Source organism: Phytobacter ursingii (assembly GCF_001022135.1).
In the GTDB taxonomy this organism is placed as follows: Bacteria; Pseudomonadota; Gammaproteobacteria; order Enterobacterales; family Enterobacteriaceae; genus Phytobacter; species Phytobacter ursingii.
Genome location: NZ_CP011602.1, coordinates 1,254,233 through 1,272,634 on the forward strand (window position 1 = coordinate 1,254,233; position 18,402 = coordinate 1,272,634).

An 18,402-nucleotide genomic window follows, 5' to 3' on the forward strand; every position below is an offset into this window, starting at 1 on the left:
AGCGACGCATTTTGCGCTTATTCCGTCGATAAGGCGCGCGTAATGAGATTTAAGCTGTTGACTAAATAATTGTCATCAGCGGGGAAGCCATGCTCGATAAACTTGATGCCGCGTTACGGTTCCAGCAAGAAGCACTGAATCTGAGCGCGCAGCGCCAGGAAATCCTGGCCTCCAATATTGCTAACGCCGATACCCCAGGGTATCAGGCGCGTGATATGGATTTTTCCAGCGAACTGAAGAAGGTGATGGAACGTGGCCGGGCAGAGAACACAGGCGTCTCGCTGGCGTTAACTTCCAGCCGTCATATTCCGGCGCAAGCTATCTCCACCCCCTCAGCGGACCTGCTTTACCGTATTCCGGATCAGCCGTCAGCCGATGGCAACACCGTGGATATGGATCGCGAGCGTACGCAGTTTGCGGATAACAGCCTTAAGTATCAGACAGGGCTGACCGTGCTGGGCGGGCAGATTAAAAGCATGATGTCCGTGTTGCAGGGGAATAACTAACCATGGCTTTGCTGAATATCTTTGATGTCGCTGGCTCTGCGTTAACCGCGCAGTCTAAACGTCTGAACATGGCTGCCAGTAACCTGGCAAACGCCGACAGCGTTGCCGGACCGGACGGAAAACCTTATCGCGCTAAACAAGTTGTTTTTCAGGTGGATGCTGCACCTGGCCAGGCGACGGGCGGCGTAAAAGTGGCGGGCGTTGTTGAAAGCCAGGCACCCGACAAGCTGGTTTATGAACCCGGCAACCCACTGGCGGATGCGAAGGGCTACGTCAAGATGCCTAACGTTGATGTTGTCGGTGAAATGGTGAACACCATGTCTGCGTCTCGCAGCTATCAGGCGAACGTTGAGGTGCTCAACACCGTTAAAAACATGATGCTTAAAACGCTTACCCTCGGCCAGTAAAAGGAGACATAAATGTCTATCGCCGTAAATGTGAACGACACATCCAGCAACAGTGTCAGCTCCACCAGCAGCAGTAGCAGCTCGTCTCCGCTGACCACGAGTAGCGCGTCAGATCTACAGAGCAGCTTCCTGACCCTATTAGTCGCACAGTTAAAAAACCAGGACCCGACCAACCCGCTTCAGAACAATGAGCTGACCTCGCAGCTTGCGCAGATCAGTACGCTGAACGGGATTGAAAAACTGAATACCACGCTGGGCTCTATCTCCGGTCAGATCGACAGCAGCCAGGCGCTGCAGGCAAGCAACCTGGTGGGCCATGGGGTGATGATTGAAGGCACAACGGTTCTGGCCGGTAACTCAACAACAACACCGTTTGGCGTTGAATTGACCCAGGCTGCAGACAAAGCGACCGCGACCATCACCAGTAAAGACGGCACTGTCGTTCAGACCGTTAACCTGGGGCCGCTGACCGCGGGTGTCCACACCTTTAGTTGGGATGGGAAGCTTTCAGACGGCACTACCGCCCCCGACGGTTCTTATAAAGTTTCTATCGCCGCCAGTTCAGGCACTACGCAACTGGTTGCTCAGCCGCTGCAATACGCTCTGGTTCAGGGTGTAACGCTGTCGGATTCAGGCAACAAGTTAGATTTAGGTACCTACGGCACCACTACGCTCAACGAAGTTCGGCAGATTATTTAAGCCTTAACACTTATCAGGAGTAAGTCATGGCCTTTTCACAAGCGGTCAGCGGTCTGAATGCTGCGGCCACCAACCTCGATCTTATTGGTAACAACATCGCCAACTCCGCTACGTATGGCTTTAAATCCAGTACTGCGTCCTTCGCCGATATGTTCGCGGGATCTAAAGTAGGTCTGGGCGTTAAAGTCGCCGGTGTTACCCAGGATTTTAATGACGGCACCACCACCAATACCGGCCGTGGCCTGGACGTGGCGATTAGCCAGAACGGCTTCTTCCGCCTCGTTGATACCAACGGTTCTGTTTATTACAGCCGTAACGGCCAGTTCACGCTGGATGAAAACCGCAACCTGGTGAACATGGAGGGTCTGCAAGTAACGGGTTTTCCGGCAAGCGGTACGCCTCCGACCATCCAGTCGGGTGCTAACCCAACGGCGATCAATATTCCGTCGACGCTGATGTCGGCACAAATCACCACCACCGCAACGATGCCGGTTAACCTGAACTCGTCTTCTAAGACGCCGACAGTGACCACGTTCGACCCGACTAACGCTGACAGCTACAACTTAAAAGGGCCGATCACCGTTTACGACAGCCAGGGTAACGCCCATGACATGAATGTGTTTTATGTCAAATCAGCTGACAATACATGGGATGTCTACACCCAGGATTCCAGCGTAACGGGCTCTACGGCGACTAAAGCAGCGCAGATGGTCTTTAACCAGAACGGTAGTCTGCAAGGTGTATATAACTACACCCTGAATACCACTACCGGTAATTATGACTTGTCCACGACGGCGAATACGAACCCGGCCATTACTGTCACCTCCGGTACACTCAGCGGCGCTACAGCGGCGACATTCTCCCTGAGTTTCCTGAACTCCATGCAGCAGAACACCACCAGCGCTGTCGTGAGCACCTCGCAGAATGGCTACAAGCCGGGTTCGATGGTGAGCTACACCATTAACGATGACGGCACCATCGTGGGTTCTTACTCCAATGAACAGAAACAGGTATTGGGGCAGATTGTTCTGGCGAACTTCGCCAACAACGAAGGCCTGAAATCTGAGGGCAATAACGTATGGTCTGCCACTAACTCATCCGGCGTTGCGCTGCTGGGCACGGCGGGTACCGGTAACTTCGGTTCGCTGACCAATGGTGCACTCGAAGCTTCTAACGTGGATCTGAGTAAAGAACTGGTCAATATGATCGTCGCGCAGCGTAACTATCAGTCGAACGCGCAGACCATCAAAACCCAGGATCAGATCCTTAACACGCTGGTTAACCTGCGTTAATCGGCTGACGGGATGGTCTAATGGATCACGCAATATACACAGCGATGGGTGCGGCAAGTCAGACGCTGAACCAGCAGTCTGTCACCGCCAGCAACCTGGCCAACGCGTCAACGCCTGGCTTCCGTGCGCAGCTTAGTGCATTGCGTGCGGTTCCGGTAGAAGGGCTGTCGCTGCCGACACGTACACTGGTCGCTGAGACCACGCCTGGCGCTGATATGACGCCAGGCGACCTGAACTATACGTCACGCCCGCTGGATGTTGCTCTGCAACAGGACGGCTGGCTGGCGGTGCAGAGCGCGGATGGTTCCGAAGGGTATACCCGTAACGGCAACATTCAGGTAACGCCGACCGGGCAACTGACCATCCAGGGACATCCGGTAATGGGTGAGAGCGGACCCATTGCCGTACCGGAAGGTTCGCAGGTCACTATTGCTGCGGATGGCACCATTTCCGCGCTGACTGCCGGCGACCCGCCGAACACGGTCTCTCCTATTGGCAAACTGAAACTGGTGAAAGCCAACGGCAGCGAAGTGGTACGTGGCGATGACGGTCTTTTCCGCGTCAGCCAAAGCGCACAAGCCACGCGCGGTCAGACGTTACAACCGGATCCGAACATTCGCGTGATGTCAGGTGTGCTGGAAGGCAGTAACGTCAAACCTATGGCAGCGATGGCCGATATGATCGCCAGCGCCCGCCGCTTTGAAATGCAAATGAAAGTCATTGGTAACGTTGATGAGAATGCGCAGCGTGCCAACCAGTTACTGTCCATGAGCTAATAAACAGGATTTCCTATGATAGGTTCATTATGGATCGCTAAAACCGGCCTCGACGCCCAGCAAACCAATATGGACGTTATCGCCAACAACCTGGCGAACGTCAGCACCAATGGTTTCAAGCGTCAGCGCGCGGTATTTGAAGATTTGCTTTACCAGACAATTCGTCAGCCTGGCGCGCAATCTTCTGAACAGACAACGCTGCCTTCTGGCCTGCAGATTGGTACCGGTGTTCGCCCTGTGGCCACCGAACGTCTGCACAGTCAGGGTAACCTCTCCCAGACGAACAACAGCAAAGATGTGGCTATCAAAGGTGAGGGCTTCTTCCAGGTCCTGCTGCCGGACGGCACCTCTGCCTATACCCGTGACGGTTCATTCCAGGTTGACCAGAATGGTCAATTGGTAACGTCGGGCGGCTTCCAGGTTCAGCCAGCTATTACCATTCCGGCTAACACTCTGAGCATCACCATTGGTCGTGACGGTGTGGTCAGCGCCACGCAGCAGGGTGCGACAGCGCCTGTGCAGGTCGGGCAGCTTAACCTGACAACCTTTATGAACGACACCGGTCTGGAAAGTATCGGTGAAAACCTGTACCTCGAAACACAGTCTTCCGGTACGCCGAACACCACGACGCCGGGGCTGAACGGGGCAGGTCTGCTGTATCAGGGGTATGTAGAAACCTCGAACGTAAACGTGGCAGAAGAACTGGTGAACATGATCCAGGTTCAGCGCGCTTATGAAATTAACAGCAAAGCGGTATCGACCACCGATCAGATGCTGCAAAAACTGTCGCAACTCTAAGGCGTTATCCGGTGCGGCACAGGCTGCACCGGAACCCTGATTTCGAAGATGAATGTAATGCAAAAAAACGCCGCGGGCCGCTACCCCCTGTTAGCTTTACTGGCACTGATGTTGAACGGATGTGCCTGGGTTCCCTCAACACCGCTGGTGCAGGGCGCAACGACCGCTCAACCGATGCCGGGACCCGTTCCGGTGGTCAATGGCTCTATTTACCAGACTGCGCAGCCTATCAACTACGGCTACCAGCCGCTGTTTGAAGACCGCCGTCCGCGTAACGTCGGGGATACATTGACGCTGGTGCTGCAAGAAAACGTGAGCGCCAGTAAGAGTTCATCAGCGAACGCCAGCCGCGATGGCAAAAGCAGCTTCTCTATGGATACGACGCCACGCTACCTGGAAGGCCTGTTCGGCAATTCGCGCGCAGATCTGACAAGCGAAGGCAGCAACTCGTTCAACGGGAAAGGCGGCGCCAACGCCAGCAATACATTTAGCGGCACATTGACCGTCACGGTCGACCAGGTGCTGATCAACGGCAATTTACATGTGGTGGGTGAAAAACAGATCGCCATCAACCAGGGCACTGAATTTATCCGCTTCTCAGGTGTTGTGAACCCACGCACCATCAGCGGCAGCAATACTGTTCCGTCTACACAGGTGGCGGACGCGCGCATTGAGTACGTCGGCAACGGCTACATCAACGAAGCGCAGAATATGGGCTGGCTGCAGCGTTTCTTCCTTAACTTATCGCCGATGTAACCGGGGTGAATTATGTTTAGATTTCTGGCTGGAATAGCGTTGGTGCTGGTGGCGTTCATCGCCCAGGCCGACCGCATCCGGGACCTCACCAGTGTACAGGGCGTACGTGAAAACTCCTTAATTGGTTATGGCTTAGTGGTGGGTCTTGACGGAACGGGTGACCAGACCACCCAGACGCCATTCACGACCCAGAGCCTGAATAACATGTTGTCGCAGATGGGCATCACCGTCCCGGCTGGCACCAACATGCAGCTCAAAAACGTTGCGGCGGTCATGGTCACCGCCCAGCTCCCGGCGTTTGGCCGTCAGGGGCAGACCATTGATGTGGTGGTCTCTTCTATGGGTAACGCTAAAAGCCTGCGTGGCGGTACGCTGCTGATGACTCCGCTCAAAGGGGTGGACAGCCAGGTATACGCGCTGGCGCAGGGGAATATTCTGGTTGGTGGCGCAGGTGCCTCTGCGGGTGGCAGCAGCGTGGCGGTTAACCAACTTAACGGTGGGCGTATCACCGGTGGGGCCGTAATTGAGCGTGAACTCCCTTCCCAGTTTGGTAATGGCAATACCATTAACCTGCAACTGAATCAGGACGACTTCACGATGGCGCAGCAGATTGCTGACACCATCAACCGTCGCGGCATGGGCGGCGCAACTGCGCTGGATGCCCGTACGGTGCAGGTCCGTGTGCCGCAAGGTGGCAGTTCGCAGGTGCGCATGCTGGCGGATATCCAGAACCTGGAAGTCGGTGCCGCGCCGCAGGACGCGAAAATTGTTATCAACTCTCGCACCGGTTCTGTTGTTATGAACCGCGAGGTGACGCTGGATAACTGCGCCGTTGCACAGGGGAACCTCTCTGTCACGGTCAACCAGTCTGCTAATGTCAGCCAGCCGAACACGCCGTTTGGCGGTGGTCAGACAGTGGTCACGCCGCAGACACAGATTGACCTGCGTCAGAGTGGCGGCTCCCTGCAGAGCATTCGTTCCAGCGCTAACCTGAACAGCGTGGTACGCGCACTGAATGCGTTGGGTGCGACTCCCATTGATCTGATGTCGATTCTGCAGTCAATGCAGAGCGCAGGTTGCCTGCGGGCTAAGCTGGAGATCATCTAATGCTGACTGACAGCCGTTTGATGGCGAGTGCGGCATGGGACGCGCAATCGCTTAATGATCTGAAAACCAAAGCCGGACAGGACCCGCAGACGAACCTGCGGCCTGTGGCGCGTCAGGTTGAAGGGATGTTCGTGCAAATGATGCTCAAAAGCATGCGCGAGGCCCTGCCAAAAGACGGCATTTTCAGCAGCGATTCCACGCGGATGTACACCAGCTTATATGACCAGCAAATTGCGCAGCAGATGACGGCCGGCAAAGGGCTTGGTCTGGCCGATATGATGGTTCAGCAGATGTCAGGCGGTCAGGCGCCGGTGGCGCCGGGTGACCAGATGCAGCAGGTGCCGATGAAGTTCGACCTCGAAACCATCAATACCTATCAAAGCCAGGCGATAACGCAAATGGTGCGCAAAGCGTTGCCGAAAGCGCCGGAAAATAATGACGAGCCGCTGAGCGGCGATAGCAAAGACTTCCTGGCTCAGCTCTCTCTGCCTGCCCGACTTGCCAGTGAACAAAGCGGGGTGCCGCACCACCTGATCCTGGCGCAGGCTGCACTGGAATCCGGTTGGGGCCAGCGACAAATTACCCGTGAAAACGGCGCTCCGAGCTTTAACATCTTCGGCGTGAAGGCGACGCCCAGTTGGAAAGGGCCGACCACCGAAATCACCACCACAGAATATGAAAATGGCGAAGCCAAAAAGGTCAAAGCCAGGTTCCGTGTTTACAGCTCGTATCTGGAAGCGCTCTCTGACTATGTCAGCATGCTCAGTCGTAATCCGCGGTATGCGGCGGTAACGACAGCGGCAACGCCGGAACAAGGCGCACAAGCGCTGCAGAACGCGGGTTATGCCACCGATCCGAAATATGCGCAGAAACTGACGAGTATGATTCAGCAGCTTAAGTCTATGGGCGAGAAGGTCAGCAAAGCCTACAGCAATGATATTGAAAATCTGTTCTGAAATGACTCAAGTTCAGCTCCGGGTTGCCGATAATCGTTAGCAGGACTTATGTCTCAAAGTTTATAAGGAACCTCAATGGCCAACTTGATTAATACCGCAATGAGTGGGCTCAGCGCAGCCCAGGCGGCGCTTAATACCACCAGTAATAACATTTCAAGTTATAATGTGACGGGCTATACCCGCCAGACAACAGTCCTGAATGCGGCGAATAGCACACTGGGTGCTGGTGGATGGATTGGCAACGGTGCGTTAGTCACTGGCGTGCAACGTGAATATGATTCTTTTATCACCAACCAGTTACGCGCAGCGAATACGCAGAGCAGTAGCCTGACGACCCGTTATAACCAGATGTCAAAAATTGATAACATGCTGTCGGGTTCAACCAATACTCTGGCCACTGCGTTGCAAGGTTTCTTCTCCAGCGTTCAGACGCTGGTCAGTAACGCCGAAGATTCATCATCCCGACAGAGCGTACTGGGTAAAGCTGACGGTCTGGTTAACCAATTTAAAGTAGCCGATCAGTACCTGCGCGATCAGGACAAACAGGTCAATACCTCGATCTCATCAAGCGTCGACCAGATTAATAACTACACCAGTCAAATCGCTAATCTGAACGACCAAATTTCACGTCTGACGGCAGTAGGCGGTGGCGCATCGCCGAACGACTTGCTGGATCAGCGCGACCAACTGGTGAGTGAGCTGAACGGCATTGTGGGTGTCGAAGTCAGCGTCCAGGACAACAGTACTTTTAACATCACAATGGCGAATGGCTACACGCTGGTTCAGGGCAGTACATCCCGTCAGCTGGCAGCGGTAGCATCCAGTGATGACCCTTCCCGTACGACGGTTGCTTATGTTGACCCGACCGCAGGGAACATTGAAATTCCGGAAAAACTGCTGACCACCGGTTCACTGGGGGGCGTGTTGACCTTCCGCTCTCAGGATCTGGATAAGACGCGCAACACGCTTGGCCAACTGGCTTATGCGTTCGCTGATGCCTTCAATGCGCAGCATAAACAAGGCTATGATGTCGAGGGTGATCCTGGTACTGACTTCTTCACAATTGGCACGCCGGCAACCCTGAGTAATGCGAAAAACACCGGCACTGGCGTGCTGACAGCAACAATCAGCGATCGCACCCAGGTGCAGGCGACGGACTACAAACTGATCAAAACCGATACTGGCTGGAATGTGACCCGACTGGCGGATAACACGGCGTTCGCCGTCACGCCTGCCAGCGGCAACCTCAGTTTTGACGGTCTGACGATCAGTGTTTCCGGCACCGCGAACAAAAATGATAGTTTTACGGTGAAACCGGTCGTAAACGCGATTAGCAATATGAGCGTTGCCATCACCGATGAGTCAAAAATTGCCATGGCGTCCAGCGCGACATCAGGTAAAAGCGACAACACCAATGGTCAGGCGCTGTTAAATCTGCAAAGTAGCAAAGTCATCGGTAATACCAAAAGTTTTAACGATGCCTACGCGTCTATGATCAGCTATGTTGGTACGACCACGTCAACGCTGAAAACCAGCAGTACTACGCAGGCGAATGTGGTTACGCAGCTTTCTGACCAGCAACAATCGATTTCTGGCGTCAACCTCGATGAAGAGTACGGTAACTTACAGCGTTACCAGCAATATTATCTCGCAAATGCGCAGGTGTTGCAGACGGCAAACACGCTGTTCGATGCGATACTGAACGTACGCTAAGTAAGGGGTAAGAGATGCGTATTAGTACTCAGATGATGTATGAACAAAACATGCGCGGCATCACCAATTCACAGACTAAGTGGATGGATTATGGCCTGCAAATGTCGACAGGTCAGCGCGTGAACAAGCCTTCTGACGATCCGATTGCCGCATCCCAGGCTGTCGTGGTTTCGCAGGCGCAACAGCAGAACGAACAGTATAAAACCGCGCGTACTTTCGCTACCCAAAAAGTCTCGCTGGAAGAAAGCGTGCTGTCACAGGTAACCACTGCGGTGACGTCGGCACATACTTCTCTGGTTGCGGCGGCGAATGGCACATTGAGCGACGATGACCGCGCATCTATGGCGATCGAGCTACAAGGTATTCGCGATCAACTGCTTAACCTGGCAAACAGCACGGATGGTAACGGCCGCTATATTTTTGGCGGTTATAAAACCGCTACCCCCCCGTTTGATGCATCGGGAGCTTATAATGGCGGCAACGTTGCCATCTCTCAGCAGGTGGATGCGTCCCGTAGCATGGTGATTGCCCATACGGGTGACCAGGTTTTCAATAGCATTACCAGTAATGCTATTCCGGAACCTGGTGGCGGCACTTCGCAAACCAACGTGTTCAGTATGTTAGATGACGCGATTGCGGCGCTGAAAGTCCCGGTTTCGGGTGATGAGGCTGCACAGGCTGTCTCACAGGCAGCACTGGATAAAGCCAACCGTGGCCTGACTAACTCGTTGAACAACGTATCGACCGTTCGTGCGCAGTTGGGTACACAGTTACAAGAGCTGACCAATCTCGATGAATTGGGTGATGACCGTTCGCTTTCGCTGAAAACACAGATGAGCGATCTCGTCGACGTAGACTGGAACTCGGTAATATCGTCTTACACCATGCAGCAGACGGCATTGCAGGCATCCTATAAAGCATTTAGCGACATGCAAGGCATGTCGCTGTTCCAGCTCAATAAGTAATCTTCGCTTTAGAACATGTCTGGAAACTGGAACATGTTCTGTGTGCCTGCACCGGTATCCGGTGCGGGCCTTTTTTTTATCCGATATTCCGCGATTCTGCCGCAAGACGGCGGTTATCTACTAAACGGATCACCAGGGCGACTGCGCCTGTCAACGTTGCCAGCGCCACCACGCCAGGCCAGGCGGCAATAGTGTAAACCTTACTACCCAGCGCAGAACCCAGCGCCATCCCAATGAACACGACGGTAAAGAGCAGGGCATTCAGGCGGCCACGCGCTTTTGGCTCCAGGCCATAGACCAGATTCTGGTGTGCCACGAGACTGGATTGTAAGCCCAGATCAAAACCCACCGCTGACAGCGCGATCAGTGCCAGTTGGCCATGAGGTGGTAATACCGGCAGCGCGAACATCAGAGCAAAGGAGAGGGTGACCAGCGCCGCACCCAGTTGGGTTACTTTTTCGGCGCCGACTTTATCTGCCAGCCCCCCGGCTAATGGCGCTGCCAGCGCACCTGCCGCGCCTGCAATACCAAACATACCTGCGACTGCGCTTCCGAGATGATATTTTTCCAGCAACATAACGGCGAGCGTTGACCAGAAAGCGCTAAACGCAATGGATAAAAAGCCCTGCGCAAACGCAGCACGGCGTAGGGCAGGGTAACGTTGCCAAAGGTGCGCCATCGTTTTCATAAGCGCCGGATAACTCAGCGTTGAATGCGCGGCGAAACGCGGCAATACAAACCACATCAGCGCGGCGATAAAGGCAATGCTGACCGCCGCAAGCTGGAACATAATGCGCCAGCCAAAGGCTGCGCCGACAACGCCGCTCACGGTACGAGAAAGTAAAATATCCAGCAGTAAGCCGGTCATCACGGTACCGACAGTTTTCCCCTGCTTACCCTCGGGCGCAAGGATGGCGGCGGCGGGAACGATATCCTGCGCCATGGTTGCCGCCATCCCTATCAAAAGACTGATCAGCAATAACCCGGGCAACTGTGTCATCAGGCTACAGGCCAGTAGCAGTAAGGCCAGCGCCGCGCTTTTAGCAAGAATAAGATGGCGACGATCGTAACGGTCACCCAGCGGCAATAAAAAAAGGATGCCCAGCGCGTAGCCTGCCTGCGTTAGCGTTGGGACCAGCCCCATTCCGTTAACGGTTAAATGCAGGTCGCTGCCCATCAGCGGTAATAACGGTTGTGCATAATAAATCGCAGCGACGCTGAAACCCGCCCCCAGCGCCAGCGCAAAGATAATCCACTGTGCCGGGTTTATCGATTGAGAATGACGGTTCATAACTTTTCCTCAAACATATTCATAGTTGGTGTGAATCTATTTTTGATGAATCCAGCGTGACGCGGTAGCCAGCGGAGTGGTAAAACGGTTATACGTGAAACGTATAGTGAGAATTTCAATGCAGCGTACAGAACGTATAGACCGCGTCGATTTAATGCGCACGCTGGTGCGCATTGTTGAGGCGGGGTCATTATCGGCCGCAGCGCGTCAACTCAATACCACTCAGGCCACGGTTAGTCGTCGTCTGCAGTCGCTGGAAACCATGCTTGGGGTCAAACTGGTTCTTCGCACCACCCATGCGATGAAACTTACCGACGATGGCGAGCGCTGCTATCAACATGCGAGACGCGTGATTGATTCTTGGCTTGCGCTGGAAGACGAACTGAGCCAGACAGAAGACGAGCCCGTCGGGATGCTCCGCGTACGGGCGCCTCATGCCTTCGGCCAGGAGCAACTGCTGGCTCCACTGACACATTTTCTCGAGCGTTATCCGCAACTTTCCGTGCAATGGATGCTCAACGATAAGGTCGTCAACTTTCTCAGCGACAACATTGATTGCGCGATTCGTGTCGGGGCGGAGGTGGACCCGGCGACGGTTTCCGTCCTGCTTGCCGAAGTTCCGCGTTGCATTGTCGCATCGCCGACGCTGCTGGCCCGTTTTGCGGAAATCCGCACGCCGCAGGATCTTGGCGCATTACCGTGGATTGCATTAAGCACTTTCTATCAGCATAACGTAGCCCTCACAAACGCGCTCAGTGGTGAAACAGAGCAAGTCATCATCGCTCCCAGACTCTATACCGACAGTTTATATGTGACGCGTAATACGGCGTTGACGGGACTGGGTGTGGCCATTGTCTCAAGCTGGACGGTACAACAGGATATTGAACAAGGCAGACTGGTGGTTTTACTGCCGGAGTGGCAGATTCCACCGTTGCCTGTGCATCTGGTCTACCCGTGGGCGCGTTATTATCCGGCACGTTTGCGGATGTTTCTCCAGCTGATGCGCGAGGTGATGCCGGGCCTGAGCGGTATGCAACAGCCTGCGCTGAAAGCATAAAAAAGCCGACCCGGAGGTCGGCTTTTTATCAGCATAGTGCTTATTCTGCTGCGTTCGGACGCGTGGCCGGCGCAGTTGCCGTATGCGTGGCGCTGTGACCCCCTGCTGAGCCTTTGCCATCAAAGCTGAACTGCGGACGGACCCAGTCACTGTGACGCGGCGCTTCCGGCACATAGGCAGGTGCGGGCGCTTTGGTCATCGGCGCAGTGGCATGGTTGGCCTCGCCGGCTGCAACAGGTGCTGCAGTGAGCGGTGCAGTAGCTTCAACAACCGGCGCTACCGGGATAGCTTCTGGCTGTTTGTCTTCAACTGCAGCGTGCGGTTGCTCCGTAACCGGCGCCGCTTCTTCAACCGCTGGCGTCATATCAGCAGGTTCAGCGGCCTGCGCCACCTCTTCGGCGACCGGACGGTCTTGCACTGCGATCAGTTCAGGCTGCGCTTCAACCGGAGCTTCAATCACTTCCGGATGCGTGGTGTCAACCACAACAGGTTCTGGTTCGACAACCGGCGCCTGCGGTGCGACTTCAACCACTTCTTCGCCATGTACCTGCGCCTCAGCCACGACTGGCTGTTGTTCTTGCTGTGCGGCTAAGACAACCTGTTCAGCCTCGGCAATCGCTGGTGCGACATCATTAGCGACGGCATTGTTTTGCTGCTCAACCGCCGGTACTTCTTGCACCTCGTCCTGAGGACGGGCAACCGGGTAGCGAATCCAGACTTTACCGGACGCCATCTCAGGCGAAGCACAGGCAATCTCCAGCGGCATGGCGGACTGGGTCGGGTAACGCTCATCACGGTAACGGCGACGACGCTGACCGCTTACGCGCAGATGACGCGGTGAACGGCGAGAACGACGCGGCATGCCTGCAGTATCGCGATTTTCTGCGGTTTCTTCTTGCTCAGCGGTGTTTTCGACAACCGCTGGCAGATCCAGTTTCGCCAGATCGGTACGTTGTGCGGACGCTTCCGTGGTTTTCGGTTCGGCTGCAACAACAACCTCTTCATTGGTGTTTGTCTGAGCACCATCGATACGGATTTTTTGGTTCAACTGACGCGGCTTACGACGCGGCATTACCTGAACGCGCTCTTCCTGTTCGGTTTCCTGCTCAGGCTGTTCTTCACGGTTCAGCGCTTTTACATCCTGCTGCGGCTGGCGTTTTTCGTCGCTATTACGACGGCGATTACGCTCGCGGCGGGAAGGTTGCTGCTCATCACGCTGTTTGCTTTTTTCCGTCTCTTCCGCGGCTACCGGAACTGGCTGGCGAGCTTCACGCGCCTCGGCATTTTGCTGCGGTTTCTCCCGGCGGTTGCGGCGGTTTTCATCGCGGTTGTTCTCACGACCTTCACCACCTTCTCCACGCGGCTCTCGGCGTTCATTGCGATCGCGGCGGTTACCCTGACGCGATTTACGGCGATCTTGCTGGCGCTCCTGCTTCTCTTCCGTCTTCTCTTCTTTAACGTCGGCTGGCGCCGCAGTTTCACCACCCGCAAACAGGTTTTTCAGGGCGGAGAAGAAACGGCTCAGAAGACCCGGCGCAGCAGGCGCTGCGACAGCAGGCGCGCTGATGGCAGCCGGCTGCGGTTTCGCTACCGGCGCTTCCGGAACGGTAGGCGCAGGCGGAACATCCGGCATGACGAAGGTTGCCAGTGCAGGCTGCTCAGGACGTTTACGCTCAGCAGCTTCTTCGTCTGACGGCATGGCCATCTCTTCTTCATGCAGCTTCGGCAGCATGTAGCTGAGGGTGGTGGTCTCTTCGCCTTTACGTACGCGCAGTACGGAGTAGTGCGGTGTTTCCATCTGATCGTTCGGTACGATCACGCAACGCACACCACCCTGGCGGGTTTCAATAGCGCTTACGGCGGCGCGTTTTTCGTTCAACAGATACGAGGCAATCGGCACCGGAACGATGGCATGTACTTCCTGCGTATTCTCTTTCAGCGCTTCTTCTTCAATGAGACGAAGAATAGAAAGTGACAGGGATTCGTTGTCACGGATAGTCCCGGTTCCGCTACAACGTGGGCACACATGGTGACTGGACTCGCCCAGTGACGGGCTCAGGCGCTGACGGGACATCTCCAGCAGGCCAAAGCGAGAAATATGGCTAATTTGAATACGCGCACGGTCCTGACGAACGGCTTCGCGCAGACGGTTCTCCACCGCACGCTGATGGCGTACCGGCGTCATATCGATAAAGTCGATAACGATCAAACCGCCGAGGTCACGCAGACGCAGCTGACGTGCAATTTCGTCGGCTGCTTCCAGGTTAGTGTTAAACGCGGTTTCTTCGATATCACCACCGCGAGTTGCACGCGCGGAGTTGATGTCGATGGCGGTCAACGCTTCGGTACTGTCGATAACGATAGAGCCGCCGGACGGCAGACGGACTTCACGCTGGAAAGCGGATTCAATCTGCGATTCGATTTGGTAGTGGCTGAACAGCGGAATTTCACCGGTGTAGAGCTTAATTTTGCTGCTGAAATCCGGACGACCCAGCGCCGAGATATGCTGGCGAGCCAGCTCAAGCACTTTCGGATTATCGATAAGGATTTCACCAATGTCCTGACGCAGATAATCACGGAAAGCACGAACGATGACGTTACTCTCCTGGTGAATCAGGAACGGAGCAGGGCGGTTTTCAGCGGCTTTCTGAATGGCTTCCCAGTGTTTGAGACGGAAACTCAGATCCCACTGCAGGGCATCGGCAGATTTACCCACACCGGCAGTGCGGACAATCAGACCCATGCCATCCGGCAATTCGAGACTGGCCAGCGCTTCTTTCAGTTCGGTACGATCATCGCCTTCAATACGACGAGAAATGCCGCCCGCGCGCGGGTTGTTTGGCATCAGTACCAGATAGCTGCCTGCCAGGCTGATAAAGGTGGTCAGCGCAGCGCCTTTGTTGCCGCGTTCTTCTTTATCAATCTGGACAATAACTTCCTGACCTTCGCGCAACACATCTTTGATGTTCGGACGGCCATGAGAGTTGTAATTGGCAGGGAAGTATTCGCGGGCAATTTCTTTGAGGGGAAGGAAACCGTGACGTTCAGCACCGTAATCAACAAATGCAGCTTCCAGGCTCGGTTCAATACGGGTGATTTTACCTTTGTAGATGTTCGCTTTTTTCTGCTCGTGTCCAGGACTTTCAATATCCAGATCGTACAGACGCTGCCCATCAACAAGGGCGACACGCAACTCTTCTTGCTGAGTTGCGTTGATTAACATTCTTTTCATCGTAACTTACTCATTATTCTTACATTGACGACTAAGCTGCGGGCATGATGACGCCTTTCCGGGGGAGAACCGATGGCCTCGTGTCTGTTCACGTCGCCAACCTCACGGTTGTCGTACGCTTAAGAGGCGCAGTGTGTCGGTTGCCTGTATTTCCTGTGGAAAAAACAGCGCAATTATCAGGGGAACAGCCTGGGAAAAACTCTCCAGAGAAGATTCCATCTACCGGTAAGGACTGCAACCCGCAGCCCGCTAACTGCCTGAAAGTCCAATACGTCTTACGCCATTGCTGCGTGTATGGTCGGACAGGCAAAACTGGTCATTCCGCACAATTGCTTGTTAGAACAAGATCCAACGCGGAAAACTGCAACATTATTCCTTGCGAACCCTGTTATAGCAAGCTGACTTTTACCTTTTATCACCCGGTTACTCACAGTTTTTTCACTTTTGCCTGACGATTGGTTTAATAACCGCCAAAACGTCTGTGTCGAACGAAGCAGACCAGGATCAAAAGTAAATATAAGCATATAAAAATGAGTGGCGCTATTCATCGACGCTATTTAGAATCGCCTCCCATGAAAACTGAGACTCCTTCCGTAAAAATTGTTGCTATCGCCGATGACGAAGCGGGGCAACGCATCGATAATTTTTTGCGCACCCAACTGAAAGGCGTGCCAAAAAGTATGATTTACCGCATCTTGCGTAAAGGCGAAGTTCGCGTGAATAAAAAACGCGTGAAGCCGGAATATAAGCTTGAAGCTGGCGATGAAGTGCGCATTCCACCTGTCCGCGTTGCGGAACGGGAAGAGGAGGCGGTTTCGCCGCACCTGCAAAAAGTCGCCGCGCTCAGTGACGTTATTCTGTATGAAGATGACCATATCCTGGTGTTGAATAAACCTTCTGGCACCGCGGTACACGGCGGCAGCGGATTGAGTTTCGGCGTCATTGAAGGCCTGCGTGCATTGCGTCCGGAAGCGCGCTTTCTGGAACTGGTGCACCGTCTGGATCGCGACACCTCCGGCGTGCTGCTGGTCGCCAAGAAACGTTCTGCGCTGCGTTCGCTGCACGAGCAACTGCGCGAAAAAGGCATGCAGAAAGATTATCTGGCGCTGGTGCGCGGTCAGTGGCAGTCCCACGTTAAAGTGGTGCAGGCGCCGCTATTGAAAAATATTCTCCAAAGCGGTGAGCGTATCGTGCGCGTGAACCAGGAAGGTAAACCGTCGGAAACCCGTTTTAAAGTGGAAGAGCGTTATGAGTTTGCCACGCTGGTGCGTTGCAGCCCGGTGACCGGGCGTACGCATCAAATTCGCGTTCATACCCAATATGCGGGCCACCCCATTGCCTTTGACGATCGCTACGGTGACCGTGAGTTTGATAAACAACTGGCAGTCACCGGGTTAACCCGATTGTTCCTGCATGCCGCAGCGTTGAAATTTACCCACCCCAATACTGGCGAAACCCTGCGTATCGAAGCGCCGCTGGATGAGCAGCTCAGGCGTTGTCTGCAAGTGCTGCGTAACCAGAAAGCATAAGCAAGGGCGGTCAGCATGACCGCCTTTCTTTTTATGTTATGCACGGGTCGGTTTAAGCGGCACCGCGGTATTCTTTTCCTGAATCGGCAGGTTGATCAGCGCCGCCAGTAGAGCCAGGGCGATATCTGCATACCATACCCAGTCGAGATTCCCTGCGTATTCCATGGCCAGCCCCCCCAACCATGCGCCAAAGAAAGCGCCGACCTGATGTGAAAATAAGGTAAAGCCAAACAGGGTCGCCAGATAACGGGTACCGAATAACTTTCCCACAATTCCTGCCGTTGGTGGCACAGTGGCAAGCCAGGTCAGGCCTATCGCACAGGCGAAGAGGTAGAACGCCATCGGCGTTTTGGATGACAACAAAAAAGCGATAATCAATATTGCACGGGATGCATACAGCACGGCGAGGATATATTTCATCGGGAATCGCTTCCCGAGAAAGCCCGCGAAAATACTGCCTGCGATATTACAAAGACCAATCAGCGAAAGGCTAATGGCAGAGACCGAGGCATCATGTCCGCACAGGCTGACTTCACTCGGCAAATGTGTGGTGAGAAACGCCACATGAAATCCACAGGTCAAAAAACCTGCGTGCAGGAGCAGATAGCTGGGATGGCGAAATGCCGCGCGAATCTGCTGTTTAAGACCCGGGTCGTCTGATTGGGCAGGTTGAGCCAGCGTGGGGGAAGGCTTTTCGCTTTTCCGACACAGAAACCATGAGGGAATTATCGTCGACAGCGCGGCGAGGGCCAGGAAAACCAGCCCTGCGGCGACACCACGCAAACTGACAATCAGTTGTATCAGCGGAGCGAAGATAAATTGTCCCATGGAGCCACCGGCATTGATCATACCGCTGGCAACAGAGCCTTTGTCGGAGGGCAATCTACCCGCAACAATGCCAATTAATACCGAGAAGCTACCCGCGGCAGCGCCAGCGGGGCTTAACAGCCCCTGCGCGAGGGTCAGTGGTAAAAATGAGGACGCCCACAGTGTGCCAAGTTGCCCCAGCGCAATGAGGATAGCGCCGATAACCAATACATTGAAAGCACCGCGCTTATCTGCCCACGCGCCAAAAAGCGGCTGAAAAGCTCCCCACATCAGTTGGCCTATCGCCAGTGCCATACTGACTTCGGCAATACTCATGGTGGTGGAGTGGACAATAGGGTGGACAAACAGCCCCACCGTCTGCCGTACTCCCATGGTAATCATTAAAATCAGGCTGGCCAGGGCAATCAACGGCCATAGTCCCGCCGACGGCTGTTGAGATACGTGATGTTTATTCACCGGGGTTTCCTTAAATAATGTCAGTCCATCGCTA

Annotated in this window: 16 protein-coding genes; 13 read left to right on the top strand and 3 right to left on the bottom strand. The window is 54.5% G+C overall.

Annotated features, from left to right (window positions below):
- Positions 1 to 89: 89 nt before the first annotated feature.
- From flgB to flgL, 11 genes are all read left to right on the top strand, one after another.
- Positions 90 to 506, top strand: coding sequence for a flagellar basal body rod protein FlgB (gene flgB, locus AB182_RS09445; protein WP_047369844.1), 417 nt, complete (start codon positions 90 to 92; stop codon positions 504 to 506).
- A 2-nt stretch (positions 507 to 508) separates the two neighbouring features.
- Positions 509 to 913, top strand: coding sequence for a flagellar basal body rod protein FlgC (flgC, locus tag AB182_RS09450; protein WP_047369845.1), 405 nt, complete (start codon positions 509 to 511; stop codon positions 911 to 913).
- A gap of 12 nt (positions 914 to 925) precedes the next feature.
- Positions 926 to 1,612 carry a flagellar hook assembly protein FlgD gene (flgD, locus tag AB182_RS09455; RefSeq protein ID WP_047369846.1) on the top strand — a complete coding sequence of 229 codons (687 nt, stop codon included), beginning with the start codon at positions 926 to 928 and terminating at the stop codon, positions 1,610 to 1,612.
- A 26-nt stretch (positions 1,613 to 1,638) separates the two neighbouring features.
- A complete protein-coding gene (flgE, locus tag AB182_RS09460; RefSeq protein ID WP_047369847.1) occupies positions 1,639 to 2,904 on the top strand; it encodes a flagellar hook protein FlgE in 1,266 nt (421 codons plus the stop codon).
- Positions 2,905 to 2,924: 20 nt separating this feature from the next.
- Entirely contained in the window at positions 2,925 to 3,680 is a 756-nt protein-coding gene (locus AB182_RS09465) for a flagellar basal body rod protein FlgF (protein WP_047369848.1), read from the top strand.
- Between the two features lie 15 nt (positions 3,681 to 3,695).
- Positions 3,696 to 4,478: a flagellar basal-body rod protein FlgG gene (flgG, locus tag AB182_RS09470; protein ID WP_041851741.1), complete on the top strand. Its 783-nt coding sequence runs from the start codon at positions 3,696 to 3,698 to the stop codon at positions 4,476 to 4,478.
- A 57-nt stretch (positions 4,479 to 4,535) separates the two neighbouring features.
- The gene (locus AB182_RS09475) at positions 4,536 to 5,234 is read left to right on the top strand and encodes a flagellar basal body L-ring protein FlgH (RefSeq protein ID WP_047369849.1); all 699 of its coding nucleotides are present in this window, start codon (positions 4,536 to 4,538) and stop codon (positions 5,232 to 5,234) included.
- Between the two features lie 12 nt (positions 5,235 to 5,246).
- Entirely contained in the window at positions 5,247 to 6,341 is a 1,095-nt protein-coding gene (locus AB182_RS09480) for a flagellar basal body P-ring protein FlgI (RefSeq protein WP_047369850.1), read from the top strand.
- Positions 6,341 to 7,297 carry a flagellar assembly peptidoglycan hydrolase FlgJ gene (flgJ, locus tag AB182_RS09485; RefSeq protein WP_047369851.1) on the top strand — a complete coding sequence of 319 codons (957 nt, stop codon included), beginning with the start codon at positions 6,341 to 6,343 and terminating at the stop codon, positions 7,295 to 7,297. Before AB182_RS09480 ends, flgJ begins: the two co-directional genes overlap by 1 nt.
- A 75-nt stretch (positions 7,298 to 7,372) precedes the next feature.
- A complete protein-coding gene (gene flgK / locus AB182_RS09490) occupies positions 7,373 to 9,010 on the top strand; it encodes a flagellar hook-associated protein FlgK (RefSeq protein ID WP_047369852.1) in 1,638 nt (545 codons plus the stop codon).
- Between the two features lie 14 nt (positions 9,011 to 9,024).
- Positions 9,025 to 9,975 carry a flagellar hook-associated protein FlgL gene (gene flgL, locus AB182_RS09495; RefSeq protein ID WP_047369853.1) on the top strand — a complete coding sequence of 317 codons (951 nt, stop codon included), beginning with the start codon at positions 9,025 to 9,027 and terminating at the stop codon, positions 9,973 to 9,975.
- A gap of 76 nt (positions 9,976 to 10,051) precedes the next feature.
- Here the strand turns inward: flgL and AB182_RS09500 are convergent, their stop codons facing one another.
- The gene (locus tag AB182_RS09500; protein ID WP_047369854.1) at positions 10,052 to 11,266 is read right to left on the bottom strand and encodes an MFS transporter; all 1,215 of its coding nucleotides are present in this window, start codon (positions 11,264 to 11,266) and stop codon (positions 10,052 to 10,054) included.
- 118 nt (positions 11,267 to 11,384) lie between these two features.
- Between AB182_RS09500 and AB182_RS09505 the strand changes: the two genes are divergently transcribed.
- Positions 11,385 to 12,323 carry a LysR family transcriptional regulator gene (locus tag AB182_RS09505; protein ID WP_047369855.1) on the top strand — a complete coding sequence of 313 codons (939 nt, stop codon included), beginning with the start codon at positions 11,385 to 11,387 and terminating at the stop codon, positions 12,321 to 12,323.
- 40 nt (positions 12,324 to 12,363) lie between these two features.
- Here AB182_RS09505 and rne read toward each other — a convergent pair whose 3' ends face one another.
- Entirely contained in the window at positions 12,364 to 15,555 is a 3,192-nt protein-coding gene (rne, locus tag AB182_RS09510) for a ribonuclease E (protein ID WP_047369856.1), read from the bottom strand.
- Between the two features lie 572 nt (positions 15,556 to 16,127).
- On the opposite strand from rne, the gene rluC reads away from it, so the two are divergent.
- The gene (rluC, locus tag AB182_RS09515) at positions 16,128 to 17,084 is read left to right on the top strand and encodes a 23S rRNA pseudouridine(955/2504/2580) synthase RluC (protein WP_047369857.1); all 957 of its coding nucleotides are present in this window, start codon (positions 16,128 to 16,130) and stop codon (positions 17,082 to 17,084) included.
- Positions 17,085 to 17,120: 36 nt separating this feature from the next.
- Here rluC and AB182_RS09520 read toward each other — a convergent pair whose 3' ends face one another.
- On the bottom strand, positions 17,121 to 18,368 hold the full coding sequence (locus AB182_RS09520; protein WP_047369858.1) for an MFS transporter: 1,248 nt from the start codon (positions 18,366 to 18,368) through the stop codon (positions 17,121 to 17,123).
- Positions 18,369 to 18,402: the final 34 nt, after the last annotated feature.

Bases quoted from the DNA above. Each gene is read 5' to 3' on its own strand.
- rluC (WP_047369857.1), top strand. From the start codon at position 16,128: ATGAAAACTGAGACTCCTTCCGTAAAAATTGTTGCTATCGCCGATGAC.
- flgL (WP_047369853.1), top strand. From the start codon at position 9,025: ATGCGTATTAGTACTCAGATGATGTATGAACAAAACATGCGCGGCATC.
- AB182_RS09500 (WP_047369854.1), bottom strand. From the start codon at position 11,266: ATGAACCGTCATTCTCAATCGATAAACCCGGCACAGTGGATTATCTTT.
- flgG (WP_041851741.1), top strand. From the start codon at position 3,696: ATGATAGGTTCATTATGGATCGCTAAAACCGGCCTCGACGCCCAGCAA.
- rne (WP_047369856.1), bottom strand. From the start codon at position 15,555: ATGAAAAGAATGTTAATCAACGCAACTCAGCAAGAAGAGTTGCGTGTC.
- flgJ (WP_047369851.1), top strand. From the start codon at position 6,341: ATGCTGACTGACAGCCGTTTGATGGCGAGTGCGGCATGGGACGCGCAA.
- flgB (WP_047369844.1), top strand. From the start codon at position 90: ATGCTCGATAAACTTGATGCCGCGTTACGGTTCCAGCAAGAAGCACTG.
- AB182_RS09465 (WP_047369848.1), top strand. From the start codon at position 2,925: ATGGATCACGCAATATACACAGCGATGGGTGCGGCAAGTCAGACGCTG.
- flgD (WP_047369846.1), top strand. From the start codon at position 926: ATGTCTATCGCCGTAAATGTGAACGACACATCCAGCAACAGTGTCAGC.
- AB182_RS09505 (WP_047369855.1), top strand. From the start codon at position 11,385: ATGCAGCGTACAGAACGTATAGACCGCGTCGATTTAATGCGCACGCTG.
- flgE (WP_047369847.1), top strand. From the start codon at position 1,639: ATGGCCTTTTCACAAGCGGTCAGCGGTCTGAATGCTGCGGCCACCAAC.
- AB182_RS09475 (WP_047369849.1), top strand. From the start codon at position 4,536: ATGCAAAAAAACGCCGCGGGCCGCTACCCCCTGTTAGCTTTACTGGCA.
- flgK (WP_047369852.1), top strand. From the start codon at position 7,373: ATGGCCAACTTGATTAATACCGCAATGAGTGGGCTCAGCGCAGCCCAG.
- AB182_RS09480 (WP_047369850.1), top strand. From the start codon at position 5,247: ATGTTTAGATTTCTGGCTGGAATAGCGTTGGTGCTGGTGGCGTTCATC.
- flgC (WP_047369845.1), top strand. From the start codon at position 509: ATGGCTTTGCTGAATATCTTTGATGTCGCTGGCTCTGCGTTAACCGCG.